We start from the raw sequence: 13548 nt of genomic DNA, 5'->3' as shown, positions 1-13548 counted from the left end.
GCAACGATTCGCTCGCCGCACCTACACGCCTCTTGTCAGGCTTCGAGAATTTGCGCGCATTCGTGTACGGGAACGGGAACGGGAACGGGAACGGGAACGGGAACGTGTACGGGAAAAGACAGAATCCAGGAACCGTCGAACTTCCGATACCTCCCCGCCCGAGCCGGGGGATCTCCCAACGTATTAGTCTAGGGGCCTACGACGGAGATGAACACGTCGACCCGCGCGTTTGCGGGATCGCGGGCGCGCTCGTCGTAGACTTCGAAGTCGGCCGCTAAGGCACGGGTGCCCTCGCCCCAATTCCAAATGCGCTTCCAGACATCGGGCACGACTTGGGAGGTCGGGCCTTGGTTCGATTCGAAAATGGCATATTTCGCTTTGGGTACGGCTCGCGCAACCAGACCTTCGGGGAGCCGGTCGATGGCGGTCACCTCCGTGCCGAGCAGCAGCGAATACGCGCCGTGGACGCCGTTCTCGTAATTGGAATACACGGCCACGATGGGCGCCCCGAGTTTGCGGTGCGGAATCGCATCCAGGACACCGTCGGAGAAAAAGCGCTGCCAGAGGCCTGGGATCTTTCCCCGTGGCGTGACCTCGTCGGCATTGGTCGTGCGGATTTCAATCCCGACGACCTCGAAGGCGTCGCGTTCGGCATATTTCATATTTCACCTATTCAGAGAGAGACGACGGGAACACACATCTTGCAACGAAATACACCTTTGGCCGGATCCAGAATGGGCTGCGGGGGATACCATTCGAGGTTCGGGCCATTGGCAGGCTGGTAGCCGCTGTCGACGAGTGCACGGTAAACGGCGTCCCACGCGGGGTCGACATCCACCGGCGCACCGACGAATGGGAATACGAGGTAGTCACCGCCTGGCAGCACCACGGACGAGACGAGCGCATCGGAGATGGGTCGCGCGACGATGACGCAGGCGTCGTAGCGGCAGCGCTCCGGCTCGGTGATGGCCGGATCGTCATGGAGAATACCAACGCATTCCGTCTCGGCGTGAACCACGCCCATTGCATCGGCGTGCGCCATGAGGCGCATCCAGAGCTTGGTGATGTCGCTGCTGCCGTAGGCGCCCACGTAGTGCATGGCCACGGCATCGACTCGCGGCAGTCGTTCGATGCGTGGACGTGCGGATTCGGCGGCGGGCGGCATGGTCGTTCCTCGATGGGTAAGCTTCTCCCACACGGGCTCGCCGAGGTCTGTGCCGATCTTGCGGTCTTTGCTCCGGGTCCTCTCTTTTTCCCCGAGCAGTCGCACGCGCCGCGCGTTCCCCTCACTTCGCCGCCACTCGGTCGCGCTCACGCCAAATTGCCGCCGAAAGGCCCGCGAGAACGCGGCCGCGTTCTCATATCCGTACCGATTGGCCACCTCGAGAATCGTCGTGTGCCGCCGGCCATCGAGCTCCCGCGCCGCATGCTCGAGCCGCCTCCGCTGCACGAACGCGTTCAGCCCCTCGTTCATCATGGCCCGAAACACGCGATGAAAATGAAAAGGCGACAAACACGCGACGCGCGCCAGCTGCTCGAGCGGCAGGTCCTCCGCAATGTGGTCCTCGATGTGACCGAGCACGCGATGAATCCGCGTTTGGTATTCGGTTCGAGAGCTGTCGCGCACCAAGGAAGTGTACGCGGAGAACCCGCTCACAAATTGCTACAAAGCGGATCGCCCGGATGGCAGGGTGCCTCTTGCGCAGGCGGCGGGGGCGGACGTTTCTCCATTTCGTCGGGCGGCGTGACGGATGCTCGGGGCGGCGCGCCCACAATGGCCATGACGGGGGCACTTGGCGCGGGCGCCGGTCGCGCGTACCGCTCGCGGCGTGCCGCGGAAAGCTCGCGTTCGAGGCGCGCGTTGTTCTCGTGGACTTGGGCCAGCTCGATTGCGAGCGCGGCCGACTTGGTGCGCTCGTCGGCAATGGCGTGCTCCATCTGCGCGAGTTCGCGACTGCGCTCACGGAGCACACGATGCGAAGCGTCGGTCAAGCGCGCCACGCGCGAGGGCGCGAGCAGCACATAATAACCCGACTCGAGCAAAACCAAGGCGAACACCGCCCCCATGAGCGCCGCCATCGCCCTGGTGTACGCGGCGATCTCGGCTTCGCGCGCGGCGGGCGCAGGCTTATTCGGCAGTTCGTGCACGACCTGGGGCTCCGCGATGGCCGGAGCATGCGCGCGCTCGAGGCGGGCCGCCTCCGCGCGCTGCCTCCGCGTTTCCCATTCGCGCTCCTGCGCGTCACGCACTTCGCGGGCGGCCTGTGCGCGGGCGGCTTGCGCGCGGAGATTCTCTTCCTGTCGCCTACGTTCGCACTGTTCTGCGCGAACGATGAGCGCGTGGAGGGAAGTCGATTCCGAATCGTCGCTGGTGCCGAGGGATGGATAGGGTGTCGAGCCGCCTTCCGATTGCGCGGGAAACATACGATTCTCTGATGGCCCCGCGGACAACGGTCCGTCGTGCGAAAATCAACTGAGCCGAAAAAGTTTCAGACGAACCCTTTGGTGCGCAAAATCTCTTCGACGCGAGAGCGGTGGGCGGATTCCCAGGCGTCCAAGGTTTCGCTGGCCTCTTTGTCGGCGCGCTTTCTCGCCTCCCTTAAGATGGTGTCGGCCTCGGCGTGGGGTACGACGACAATGCCCTCTTCGTCGGCCACCACCACATCGCCGGGAGAGACGCGCACCCCGGCGCACTGAACGGGCGCATTGAGCGGCGCAACGCGATCCTTGATACCGGGAATGGGGATGACGCCGCGCGCGAAAACGGGAAAGGCGCTTTCTCGGATCTCGGCGAGATCACGGACGACGCCATCGACGACGAACGCCGCGATGCCACGCTTTCGAGCGATGGCGCAGACGTTGCCGCCGGCAACGGCGTAATTCGTATCGCCGCCGGCGTCGACCACCACCACGGAACCGGCCGGCGCGCGGTAAATGGCCGCGTGCAGCATCAAGTTGTCGCCCGGCTCGCAGCGAACCGTGTAGGCGGGGCCGGCCACGAGGGGCATCCCTGCCCACAGCGGGCGAACGCCGATATCCATCACGTGCTCGCGCGTCAGAACGTTGGCCAGTGCGGTGGGAGACAGCTCTTGGAATGCGCGGTAGTCGCTCATGGCTCGCATGTTACCTCCCAGGTAATCGCGGAGGTATTCGCCGTCGCTTAGGTTTTCCCTCGTAGTCGAACGGAGGAAACTGACCATGCGCAATGATTCGATGCTTCGCACCGCGCTTCGCGGAAACGCCCTTTATACCGCGCTCTGCGGCGCCGTTCTTCTCGTCGACGGCCCGGCGTTGGCCGCTCCCTTTGGCCTTTCGGACGGAACGCCGCTTCAGGCCGTCGGAGCCGTCTTCGTCTTCGTCGCCGCGGCGTTGGCCGTCGTAGCGCAACGGAGGCGCCCGCTCGAAGCGCTCGCACTGACCGTGGCCGATGCCGGCTATGTCGTCGCCAGCATCGCGCTCGTCCTGATTCGTCCTACCACGCTGAGTGCCATCGGCCGTGAGGCGACGCTCCTCGTCGCCGTGGGAACGGCGGCCTTCGTTGCGGCGCAGGCCGTCGGACTTCGCCGGGCCGCGGGCGCCGCAGTGGCCTAAGGAGATTTGCGCATGGCCTCGCGCCAGGCGCGGGTCGGGTCGTCGTCGGGATCGGGCGTCTCTTGCGGCGGGCGCTCGGCCTCGGGAACGTGGCGGAGGTTGACGCGGATGCGCGTCCAAGTCGAGGAGCGCCCGCGCATCGCGTCGATCAGCACGTCGTCGACGGCGAGGTGCGGGACGACGGCGGGGTACTTCGCCTTCCATCGCTCCAGACCGGCGAGCGCGGCTTCTTTGCTTGGCGAGTGCGCGATGATGAGGAGCGGCATTTTGGGTGCCTTGCTGCGCGGCGCCTTGCTCGCGCCTTTGCTCGCCGCCTTGACGCCCTTGGCCCGTGAAGGGGCGACGCGCGTCGATTCGCTGTCGCCTTTGCGGAAATGCGGAGGCCATGGGGCATCCCCGAGACCCGCCGCCTCGTCCCGATTGGCGAGCTCCAGCAGCGGCTCGAGTGAACCTGGGAACTCGTCGATGCGCGCGTGGGGATCGCCACGCTCGGCAAATCGTGCCGGCACCGTGAGCACGGTGAAGTCGGCCGGATTGCAATCGGGCACCTCGCTCCACTCGAGGGGCGTCGAGACCCGCGCATCGGGGAGCGGGCGCACCGAATAGGCGGAGCACGTCGTCCGATCCTTCGCGTTCTGGTTGTAGTCCAGGAACACGCCGTGGCGCTCCTCCTTCCACCACTTCGACGTGGCCAAGGTCGGGACCCGGCGCTCGATTTCCCGCGACAACGCCAGCGCGGCGCGACGCACGTCGCTGAAGGACCATCGCGGCTCGATGCGCACGTTGATGTGGATCCCACGGGAGCCGCTGGTCTTCGGCCATCCCGTCAGCCCGTGCTCTTCCAACAGCGCCCGCACCTCCAGCGCCACGCGGCGCACGTCCTCCCAAACGACGCCGGGTCCCGGATCGAGATCCACGCGCAGCTCGTCGGGGTGCTCCATCGCCGTCTCGCGCACCGCGTGCGGGTGCAACTCCAGGCAGCCGAGGTTCACCACCCAGGCGAGCCCCGCGGCGTCGTCCACGACGATCTCTTGCGCGGTGCGCCCGGAGGGAAAGGCCAAGGTGACGGTGCGAACCCACGGAGGCCGCTTTTCCGGGGCACGCTTTTGGTAGAACGCCTCCCCCTCGGCGCCGTCGACGAAGCGCTTCAGCACGATGGGCCGCCCGCGAATTCCGCCCAATGCACCGGGCGCCACCGACAGGTAGTAGCGCACGATGTCGAGCTTGGAGAGCTTCGTTTCCTTCGTGAAGTAGGGCTTGCTCGGATGGGTGACGGCAACGTCGTGCCCGTCCACCGAGAGCACCTCCGAATCCTCGTTCTTCGCGTTGGTGGCCACCCTCTGACGCTACACGAAACCCAGCAAGGCGCAGCCTTCCTTGACGGGCTGAGTCTTCCGAGCTACTAGGCCGTCTGCTTTCGGTGCCGATTCGGGCCATCGCCCGGGCGGCTCAAAAGGGAATCCGGTGAAAATCCGGAACTGCCCCGCAGCGGTAAACGGGAACGAACCTCGCCAACGAAGCACTGGGTACCACCCCGAGTCTGGGGGGCCTGGGAAGCGGCGATGCTTAGGAAATGCGGCTCCACCGAGCCACCTCGCCCGTGAGTCCGAAGACCTGCCGAAGGTGGCGCGCCGCCGATGTTTGGCCCGCGCTTTGACCTGAGTCTTCGTGGGGAAGGCGGGCAACGTGGATGCGGTTTCGGGCGGCAATCAAAGGTGGAACGGTGGCAGCGCTCTCGATGGGCGCAGCACTGGCATCCATGCCGGCGTACGGCGAAGAGCCTGTCGCCGAAGTGCACGTGACGGGTGATGCCGTGCGTGATCCGATCGCGCCAAAGGACCGGGCCGTCGCCAGCTCGGTCGTCCCGCGCGAGCGGCTCGTCGGGCCGGGGCTCGAGGCGCAAGACGTGCTCCGCACGCAACCCGGCGTGGCCGTCAGTGAGTCGGGCGGCTTTGGTGCGCTGGCCACCGCGGCCATCCGAGGCGCCACGGCGGCGTCGACGCCCGTGTACCTCGCGGGGGTTCGCCTGAACGATGACGTGGCCGGCACGGCGGACCTCTCCATGGTGCCGCTCTGGCTCATCGATCGCATCGAGATCTACCGCGGCAATGCCCCGCTGGAGGCCGATCGGCTCGCGCCGGGCGGGGCCATTTTTTTCGAGCCTCGACGGCCGCAATCCAACCGGGGCGGCTTTGGCTACTACGGCGGTTCCTGGGGCACGAGCAAAGCCTGGGTGCATCAAGCGCTGAACGCCGGCCCCGTGCAGGCGCTGGTCGGCGTGAGCGCGGACCATGCGACGAATCGGTACCCTTTCATCGACGACCACGGGACGCTCTTGGACGGAAGCCAGGGCACGGCGGCGAGTCGTGAGAACGCGGACCAGCGCACCCTCGAGGGCTGGGGCCTCGCCCGCGTGGACCTCGGCAAGGGCGCGTACGTCGACGTGCTCGCCAACGGCATCTCCCGCGAGCAAGGCGTCGCCACCTTGGCGGTGCGCCAGTCGACACGCGCACGCGGCCGCACCGAGCGTGCCCTCGGGGCCGTCACCGTGCACGTGCCGCTCGATGCACGCGAACGCTACGTGCTCGATGCGCGCACCTCGTTTCTCGTCGGCAGCACGTCGTACGACGACCCGCTCCGCGAGCTGTCGCTGAAGTACACGAAGCTCGACATCGTCGGCCGGCGCATCGAGCAATCCCTCGCCGCGCGCCTCGAGCTCGGCGAGCGCCTCACGCTTCGCCCCATGGTGAACGTCGCCCACGAGCGCATCGAACGCGATCCCGACGATGTGCCCATCGGCCGCGCCCACCGCGAATTCGGCCGCGCCGCCCTCGGCGCCGAGGCGCGCCTCGTCCCCGGCGTAACCCTGCGGGCGCTCGGCAGCGGCGAGTGCCACCACACCGGCGCGACCGATGCCACCTGCGACGTGCTCGAGCCCACGGGCCGCATCGGGGTGCAGCTCGGCGATGGACGCGTGCGCATGCTCGCCAACCTGGGTCGCTACGTGCGCGTGCCGACCTTGGGCGAGGTCTATGGCGTGGCGAGCACGGTGCATGGCAACCCGAACCTCGCGCCGGAAGACGGATACACGGCAGACCTGGGGCTCCGCATCCAAACGAATCGCATCGGCTTCCTCGAGGGAGCGTTTCTCGATGCCTTCGTCTTCGCGCACTCGGTGGACGGGCTCATCGCCTACCAGCGCGCCGGCCAAGGCTACGTCGTTCCGTACAACGTCGGACGCGCGCGCGTGCTCGGCGCGGAGCTTCTCGGCGGCGTCGCGCTCACCAAGTTCGTGCGCGCGGAGGTGGCCGCCACCTTCATGGATCCGCGCGACACCTCGCCGGAGCGCACCACGGTGAATGACATTCTGCCGTTTCGGTCACGCCTCATCGCTGTGCCGCGCCTTCGTGCCGACTGGAAGCGCACGAACCGCCAGGGACCGAGCGCCGTCGGCGGCGAAGCGCGCGCCGTCTATCAAGCGAGCCGCTACGCCGATCCCGCGGGCCTCGGCGTCATCGACGAACAGGTATCCTTCGACCTGGAGGCCTACGTCGCGTGGTTCGACGGCGTGCTCACCACGCGCGCCCGCGTGGCCGATCTCTTCGATGCGCGGCGCACGGACATCATCGGTTATCCGCTCCCCGGACGGAGCGCGTACTTCGGCGTGGAGGCCTCATGGTGAAGCAATCGATCTTCGCGCTGCTCTTTCTCGCGGCGTGCAACGTATCCCCCGCTCCCCAATCGACGGGCGGCCTGCCCTTCGACGGCGGCGCGGGATCTTCGTGCGAGCGCGCCGTGGCCGTGGTCACCAGCGACTACAAGTCGACGAACATCGTGGTCTCCTCGCTGGACGGTGTCACGCAGTCGCAGTCCTTCGTCTCGAGCGGCGCGGCCAAACCGGGCCTCGCCCTCGCACTCTCCGGCGATGTCGACGTGCCCTTCGCGGCACCTGGCTCGAAGCGCGTGGTCATCCTGGACCGCTACGGCACGAACGTCATCACCTGGATGGATCTCGGCACGGCACGCGTCATCGCGCAGCTACCCATCGGCACCGGCTTTCAGTCGAACCCGCACGATTACCTCGACGTCGATGCTCGCCGCGCCTACGTGTCGCGGTACGGAACCAATCCGTCGCCGGGCGCGCAGTCCTTCGATCAAGGCGGCGATCTCCTCGTGCTCGATACCGAGAAGTTCGCCATCACCGGGCGCATCCCCATGCCCGAGGACGTTCCTGGCATTCAGCCCTGCCCCGACGCCATGGCGTGGCTTCGCGGGCAAGTGGTGGTGAGCCTCGGCCGCTGGTCCGCCGACTTCGCGCGCACCGGCGATGGTCGCTTGGTCGCCGTCGCACCGGCTACGAACCGCATCGTCTGGACCGTGGACATCCCGGGCCTTCAAGCCTGCGGTCGCCTGGCCGTCTCGCCGTCGGGCGATTTGGCCGCGGTGGCCTGCTCCAGCAAGTTGAACATGACGACGCACAAGTTCGACCCCAAGGGCAGCGACATCGTCCTCTACGACACGACGGTGCTTCCGCCCAAGGAGATCCGCCGTTTCGATCTGGGCAAGAAGCTCGACGTGGGGCTGCAACCGACCATCACCTTCGCGGCCGAAGATCGCATCCTCGCGCTCTCTTACGGCGGCAATGGCAAGGTGGGCGACGCCGCATTCGCGCTGAATACGACGACCGGCGAGGTCGTGCAGCTCGCGGAGGCGCCGAAGGCCTACGTGCTCGGCGGCATGCATTGCGCGCCCGGCTGCGGCGATGTTTGCCTTCTCGGGGATGCGCAACGCAACCGCTTGCGACGATGGCATGTCACGGCCGAGCGCGGGTTCGAGCCGCTCGAGGATGCGGTGCTCGATACACTGATCGGTCTTCCGCCGCGCAGCATCGGAGGATTGTAAGGTGAGGGCCGCCCTCGTGTACGGCGTGCTGCTGGTCGCGCTCGTGGGGCTCGTTCTGGCCTCCCTTCTCGTGGGCGCGGGCGATCTTCACGACCTCGGGCTTCGCAGCACCTTGCTCACACTTCGAGCTTCTCGGCTTGGCGCCGCACTTCTCGTGGGTGCGGCGCTCGCGGTGGCGGGGCTGGTCATCCAAGGACTGTTTCGCAATCCCTTGGCGGATACCTCCGTGTTGGGCACCTCGGCGGGTGCAACCCTCGGGGGAAGCGCGGCGGTCTTGGGGCTCGAGCTGCTCTTCGCCGGACGCGGCCCTCGCGGCATCTCGCCCGATGCCGTGCTGCCCGTGGGCTGCTTGCTCGGCGCGCTCGTGGCGCTGGCGATCATCCTCGTGCTCTTGCAGCGTGCGGGCGATCTGCTCTCGATCATCCTCACCGGATTTCTCCTGTCGTCGCTTTTTCTCAGCCTGGGAAGCCTCGTCACCAGCCTGGCGCAAGAGCGGTGGGAGCTCGGGCGCGCCGTGGTGTCGTTCACCTTGGGTGGACTCAGCGCGACAGGCCCATTGCACCTGGCGCTCGCGGCGCCGCTGGTGATCGCCGGCATTGGTGCCGCATGGTTCTGGGCGAAGCCGCTCGATCTGCTTCTGTCCGGCGATGAAGAGGCGGCGTCGCTCGGCGTGAACGTCGCCGAGGTGCGCCGTTATTGCGTGCTCTGGATCGCCGTGCTCACGGCGGGCGCCGTTTCCCTCGGAGGCAACCTCGCCTTCGTGGGCCTGCTCGTACCGCACGCGTTGCGGCCACTCCTGGGCGTGGAGCATCGCCGCCTGGTGCCGGTCACCGCACTCGCGGGCGCCGTCTTCGTGGCGGCGTGCGATCTGCTCGCGCGCTCGCTACCCGCCCGCGGGGAGATCCCGCTGGGCGTGCTCACGGGGCTGCTCGGTGCGCCGGCGTTCCTGGTCATCCTGGCGCGCCTGCAGAAGGGGGCACCGCATGGATGACGCCCTTCGCGTGTCCAACCTTCGCGTCGTGCGCGGGGCGCGGCCCGTGGTGGACGATGTCACCTTCACGGCACGGGCGGGGCGCATCCTCGGTGTGCTCGGCCCCAACGGCGCCGGCAAATCGACGCTGGTCAAGGCGATCGCGGGCATCTTGCCCTATGACGGCGACATCGACCTCGAGGGGCTCTCCGCCGCGCAGCTCGATCGGGCCGAGCGCGCGCGGCGCATCGCCTACGTGCCGCAGCAGTCGGAGCTGCGCTCACCGCTCTCGGTGCGCGAGGTCGTCGCGCAAGGGCGCTACGCGCACCACGTCGGCCGCATTCGAGGCACCGACGGCGATCGCTCCGCCATCGAGCGCGCCATCCACCTCGCCGAGGCCGCATCGCTCGCCGATCGCCCCTTCACCGCACTGTCGCAGGGCGAACGCCAGCGCGTGCTCCTCGCCCGCGCCCTGGCCACCGAGGCGCGCCTCCTCCTTCTCGACGAGCCCACCGCCGCCCTCGACGTCGGCCATGCGCTGCGTCTCTATCGCTTGCTGCGCACCCTCGCCAAAGCGGGCTACGCGATCCTCGCGGTCTTGCACCCGCTGGAGGAGGCCCTCGACTGGACCGACGACGCCATCGTGCTCGAACGCGGCCGCATCGTTCTTTCGGGCGCCACCCGCGAGGTCATCCGCGCCGGCTCGCTGGAACGAATTTACGGCGTGCACCTCGTGCCCAACGGCGCACTCGGTTTCCGACTGCCGCAGGAGGAACCATCGTGAGGGCAGTCACCTCGTGGAACGTGGCCGCCTTCGTGGCCGCCCTGGCGCTGTCCACATCGGCCGCGTGGACACCGCACGAACAAGCTGCGCCCGCGGCCACGGAGACGCACGCTGCCGAGCCGGCCGCGCCCTGGACGGATCACGCGGGCGTAACCCTTCCGCGCGCGCACTACGTCCGCATCGCCTCGGCGAGCTTGGTGACCGACCATCTCCTCTTGGAGCTGTGCGAGCCCGAGCGCATTGCAGCCTTTACGCACTACAGCGCGGACGAACGCGCACGCGGTTACCGCTTCCACGGCAAGCCAACCATCCACGACACGAAGAACGTCGAGGCCATCCTCGCGCTGCATCCGGATCTGCTCTTCGTCAGCAGCATCGGCGATCCGCGCCCGGTGGCGCGCCTGCGCGAGGCAGGGCTCCCCGTCTATGATTTGGGCGAAATGCGCGGACTTTCCACCTTCGTGCCGAACATCCGCGAGGTGGCCGCCATCGTGGGCGCGCCCGAGCGGGGTGAGCGGCTCGTGCAATCCTTCGTCGCCTCGATGAAGGCCGTGGCCGCCGACATACCGCGCGCGATGCGCAAGCGCGGGATGTTCCTCTCCGCGTACGGCGGTCACTTTTTCGGGGGCGCCACCGGCACGAGCTACCACGACGTCCTCGCCTTCGGGGGCCTGATGGATGCGGCTTCCTCGTACCGCGATTGGCCGGATTTTTCCTCGGAGCAAATCCTGGCGATGGATCCCGAGGTCATCGTCACCGAAGATGAAATGCGCCCGCGCATCTGCGAGCATGCCGGCCTCGGTGGGCTTCGCGCCTGCTCGACCCTCGGGGGGATCGTCGAGCTCGATCGCGAGCTCACGGTCGATCCCGGGCTGGGCATGCTCGAGGCGGCACAACGCGTTCGCCGCGCCGTCTACGGCGACGGCGCGGCAACGGGTGCCCCGTGAGCTCAGCGAACGAGCAGCGCCGACGTCACACCGTACGACGTGGCGGGAACCACACCTTGGAACGGATTGGTCACGATGGTGGTGAGCTGCGACGTCGCCACATTCCACGCGACGACCGACCACGTCACCGAGCTACCGCTCCCCTGCGCCTGAAGTCCGACGATGCGCCCGGCGCCGTCGTACACGGGTGCCTGCGGGAAATTGGCCAGCGCCACCCCGAGCGTGGTCTGCGTGGGATTCCACGCGTACCAGCTGCTGCCCTTGTTCAAGAAGGCGTGTGTCGCATCGGCCCAAACGAGGGCGGACAATCGATCGACGTCCCCAGTCTGATAGAGCCACTTCGACGCTCCCGTGGAAAGGGAGACCGCCTCGATCCCGCGCCCGCGCCGCGCATCGCCACTGCGGCAACCCGTGTCGACGACGATGAGGCGATTGCCTGCGAAATCCGCCGTAACGGACTGCGGATTGTCGCCCAAAAGGTTGATGGCCGAGCCCACCACGGTATTCGTGGCCACATTCACGGTAACGATTTGCCCATGCCAGCCGAGGCACGTACCGACGTAATCGGGCGCCGGACCAAAGTCGAATTGGTCAATCCGCTCGAGCAAGAAATACGCACGCCCGGTGGCCGGATTGTACACGGCATCTTGCACTTCGACTTTCCCGTCGGGGTCTCCGGACGCGAGAAAGGCCGAAAGATCGATATTCCCCGATGCAGCCCCGGTGGCCACGTCGATGATTTTCACCGTGTTGGTGGCATACCGCGCGACATAGGCCTTGGTGCCGCTGGTAACGACGACCGTACGTGGGTTGGAGGCATAGGAGCCTGCGTCGGGCGAATCGTTGACGTCGATGGTGCGGCTGGCCGTCCACGGTTGCGTGCCATCGAGCACGATGGCCTTGCCGATTGCGCGCTCGAGGACGAAGCCGTTCCCACGATTGGCGGCCGCGACGGAATCTTGATCGGGAATGGGCAGGCGCCCCGCCACCGCATCGGGGGCGAGTTTGACGACGGAGAGCTCCGCTTTGCTGAAATCCGTCCCGACGAACAATGCATAGGTGCTGCTCGCCGCGAGGGGCTGCTCCTCGCTGGGATCCATCGCGCCATCTTGGGTGCACGCCGCCACCGAAATGGCCAAAAAGGCACTACCGAGTATCCATGTAGAATGCATGACCGGCTCCAGTACCCCGCCGCTCCGCGGGGCCAGGGGACTGGGGTACGGCAAAGCGACCATCGCCGCCGAATCCTCAATCCATGGCGCGCGCAATGCGGTCTCCGGACTCCCGGGTCATCCTCCCTCGGCCCTTCCCGGAGCGTGTGGGCTCCAGTGGTTTTGCCGAGATTGTCGCCGGTCACCGTGGCGGGGGCCGTGCCGGATTCACACCGGCTTCCGATTCCATCGCGCGCGGATATCCGCGTACGCAACGGCGACGCGAATACCGAGCTCGCTGTTACTTCGCCGCCACGAACAACGTCAAGTCACGCTTTTCGAATGTCGTAAAAAGGAGTCTTTTTCCCATGCGCGCTCTTCCCATATATCTATCCATTCTTGCCGCCAGCACCACGTGCGTCTTTGCTGCGTGCTCCTCCTCGGACGACGCCGGCACGATTCCTCCTCCCGACGGCGGCACCGACGCGCGCACCGCAGACGCCGCACAGGATACGGGCGTGGACGCGAGCACCGACACAGGCGCGGACGCAAGCTCCGATGGCGGCCAAGATGCCGATGCCTCCCCCGCGACCTCGCGCTTCGTGACCCGCGTCGTCTCCTTCAACCAGGGCACCTGCGCCGGCTTCGGCGCGGACAAAATGCCCAGCGTCGTCATGGGCCCCCCCCACGGTGGTGGCGACACGCAGGGCAGCCTGGACGTCGTCTCCCTCGGTGTGAACGGCGAAATCGTCCTCTCCTTCGAGCCCAATGCCATCGTCAACGGCCCTGGCGTGGACTTCTTGGTCTTCGAGAATCCATTCAATGTCGGCGGCGATGCGCAACGCCCCTATGCCGAACCCGGGGAGGTCAGCGTCAGCGAAGACGGCACGAATTGGAAAACCTTCCCGTGCACCGCCACGGCCTACCCCTATGGCGCATGCGCCGGATGGCACCCCGTCCATTCATCGCCCGACAATGGCATTTCACCAACCGATCCCGCGACTGCCGGCGGCGATCCATTCGACCTCACCGACGTGGGACTATCCCGTGCGAAGTACGTCCGCATCAAGGACAAGAGCACACAACCATGCACCAGCGGATCCGTCGCCGCGGGCTTCGATCTCGATGGGGTCTCCATTGTAAATGCCGAAATGCCCTAGTTGGCTCATCGGTACGTGTTCCCGCGAGGCCCATCCGGATATC

At 67.0% G+C, this 13548-nt stretch carries 13 protein-coding genes and 2 riboswitches; of the genes, 7 read left to right on the top strand and 6 right to left on the bottom strand.

The window, feature by feature from the left end; translation table 11 throughout:
- Positions 1–188: 188 nt before the first annotated feature.
- The 4 genes from LZC95_50975 to LZC95_50960 form a co-directional block, all read right to left on the bottom strand.
- Positions 189–662: a GyrI-like domain-containing protein gene (locus LZC95_50975; GenBank protein ID WXA94732.1), complete on the bottom strand. Its 474-nt coding sequence runs from the start codon at positions 660–662 to the stop codon at positions 189–191.
- An 11-nt stretch (positions 663–673) separates the two neighbouring features.
- Positions 674–1657, bottom strand: coding sequence for an AraC family transcriptional regulator (locus LZC95_50970; GenBank protein WXA94731.1), 984 nt, complete (start codon positions 1655–1657; stop codon positions 674–676).
- Positions 1654–2424, bottom strand: coding sequence for a hypothetical protein (locus tag LZC95_50965; GenBank protein ID WXA94730.1), 771 nt, complete (start codon positions 2422–2424; stop codon positions 1654–1656). The genes LZC95_50970 and LZC95_50965 overlap by 4 nt, the downstream gene beginning before the upstream one ends.
- Before the next feature lie 65 nt (positions 2425–2489).
- Positions 2490–3113 (bottom strand): RraA family protein, encoded by a 624-nt coding sequence (locus tag LZC95_50960; protein ID WXA94729.1) that lies wholly within the window; start codon positions 3111–3113, stop codon positions 2490–2492.
- A gap of 85 nt (positions 3114–3198) precedes the next feature.
- Between LZC95_50960 and LZC95_50955 the strand changes: the two genes are divergently transcribed.
- Positions 3199–3591 (top strand): hypothetical protein, encoded by a 393-nt coding sequence (locus tag LZC95_50955; protein WXA94728.1) that lies wholly within the window; start codon positions 3199–3201, stop codon positions 3589–3591.
- Here the strand turns inward: LZC95_50955 and LZC95_50950 are convergent.
- Positions 3588–4928 (bottom strand): DNA polymerase domain-containing protein, encoded by a 1341-nt coding sequence (locus LZC95_50950; protein WXA94727.1) that lies wholly within the window; start codon positions 4926–4928, stop codon positions 3588–3590. The genes LZC95_50955 and LZC95_50950 overlap by 4 nt on opposite strands.
- Before the next feature lie 64 nt (positions 4929–4992).
- Positions 4993–5228, top strand: a riboswitch (cobalamin riboswitch).
- An 86-nt stretch (positions 5229–5314) separates the two neighbouring features.
- Between LZC95_50950 and LZC95_50945 the strand changes: the two genes are divergently transcribed.
- From LZC95_50945 to LZC95_50925, 5 genes are read left to right on the top strand one after another with little or no spacing between them, the layout of a single operon-like run.
- Positions 5315–7273, top strand: a complete 1959-nt coding sequence (locus LZC95_50945; protein ID WXA94726.1) for a TonB-dependent receptor — start codon at positions 5315–5317, stop codon at positions 7271–7273.
- The gene (locus LZC95_50940) at positions 7267–8493 is read left to right on the top strand and encodes a PQQ-like beta-propeller repeat protein (protein WXA94725.1); all 1227 of its coding nucleotides are present in this window, start codon (positions 7267–7269) and stop codon (positions 8491–8493) included. Before LZC95_50945 ends, LZC95_50940 begins: the two co-directional genes overlap by 7 nt.
- A gap of 1 nt (position 8494) precedes the next feature.
- Entirely contained in the window at positions 8495–9484 is a 990-nt protein-coding gene (locus tag LZC95_50935; GenBank protein ID WXA94724.1) for an iron ABC transporter permease, read from the top strand.
- Complete coding sequence (locus tag LZC95_50930; protein ID WXA94723.1) at positions 9477–10247, top strand: ABC transporter ATP-binding protein; 771 nt, start codon at positions 9477–9479, stop codon at positions 10245–10247. Before LZC95_50935 ends, LZC95_50930 begins: the two co-directional genes overlap by 8 nt.
- Positions 10244–11194, top strand: a complete 951-nt coding sequence (locus tag LZC95_50925; GenBank protein ID WXA94722.1) for an ABC transporter substrate-binding protein — start codon at positions 10244–10246, stop codon at positions 11192–11194. Before LZC95_50930 ends, LZC95_50925 begins: the two co-directional genes overlap by 4 nt.
- Positions 11195–11196: 2 nt before the next feature.
- On the opposite strand, the gene LZC95_50920 is transcribed toward LZC95_50925, so the two are convergent.
- Positions 11197–12366: a glutaminyl-peptide cyclotransferase gene (locus tag LZC95_50920; protein WXA94721.1), complete on the bottom strand. Its 1170-nt coding sequence runs from the start codon at positions 12364–12366 to the stop codon at positions 11197–11199.
- Between the two features lie 79 nt (positions 12367–12445).
- Positions 12446–12636, bottom strand: a riboswitch (cobalamin riboswitch).
- A gap of 77 nt (positions 12637–12713) precedes the next feature.
- Here LZC95_50920 and LZC95_50915 point away from each other — a divergent pair.
- Complete coding sequence (locus LZC95_50915) at positions 12714–13505, top strand: hypothetical protein (protein ID WXA94720.1); 792 nt, start codon at positions 12714–12716, stop codon at positions 13503–13505.
- Positions 13506–13548: the final 43 nt, after the last annotated feature.

Source organism: Sorangiineae bacterium MSr12523 (assembly GCA_037157775.1).
GTDB lineage: Bacteria > Myxococcota_A > Polyangia > Polyangiales > Polyangiaceae > Pendulispora > Pendulispora brunnea.
The sequence above is the reverse complement of the archived record's forward strand: the minus strand, read 5'-3'. Positions and strand labels throughout refer to the sequence as shown.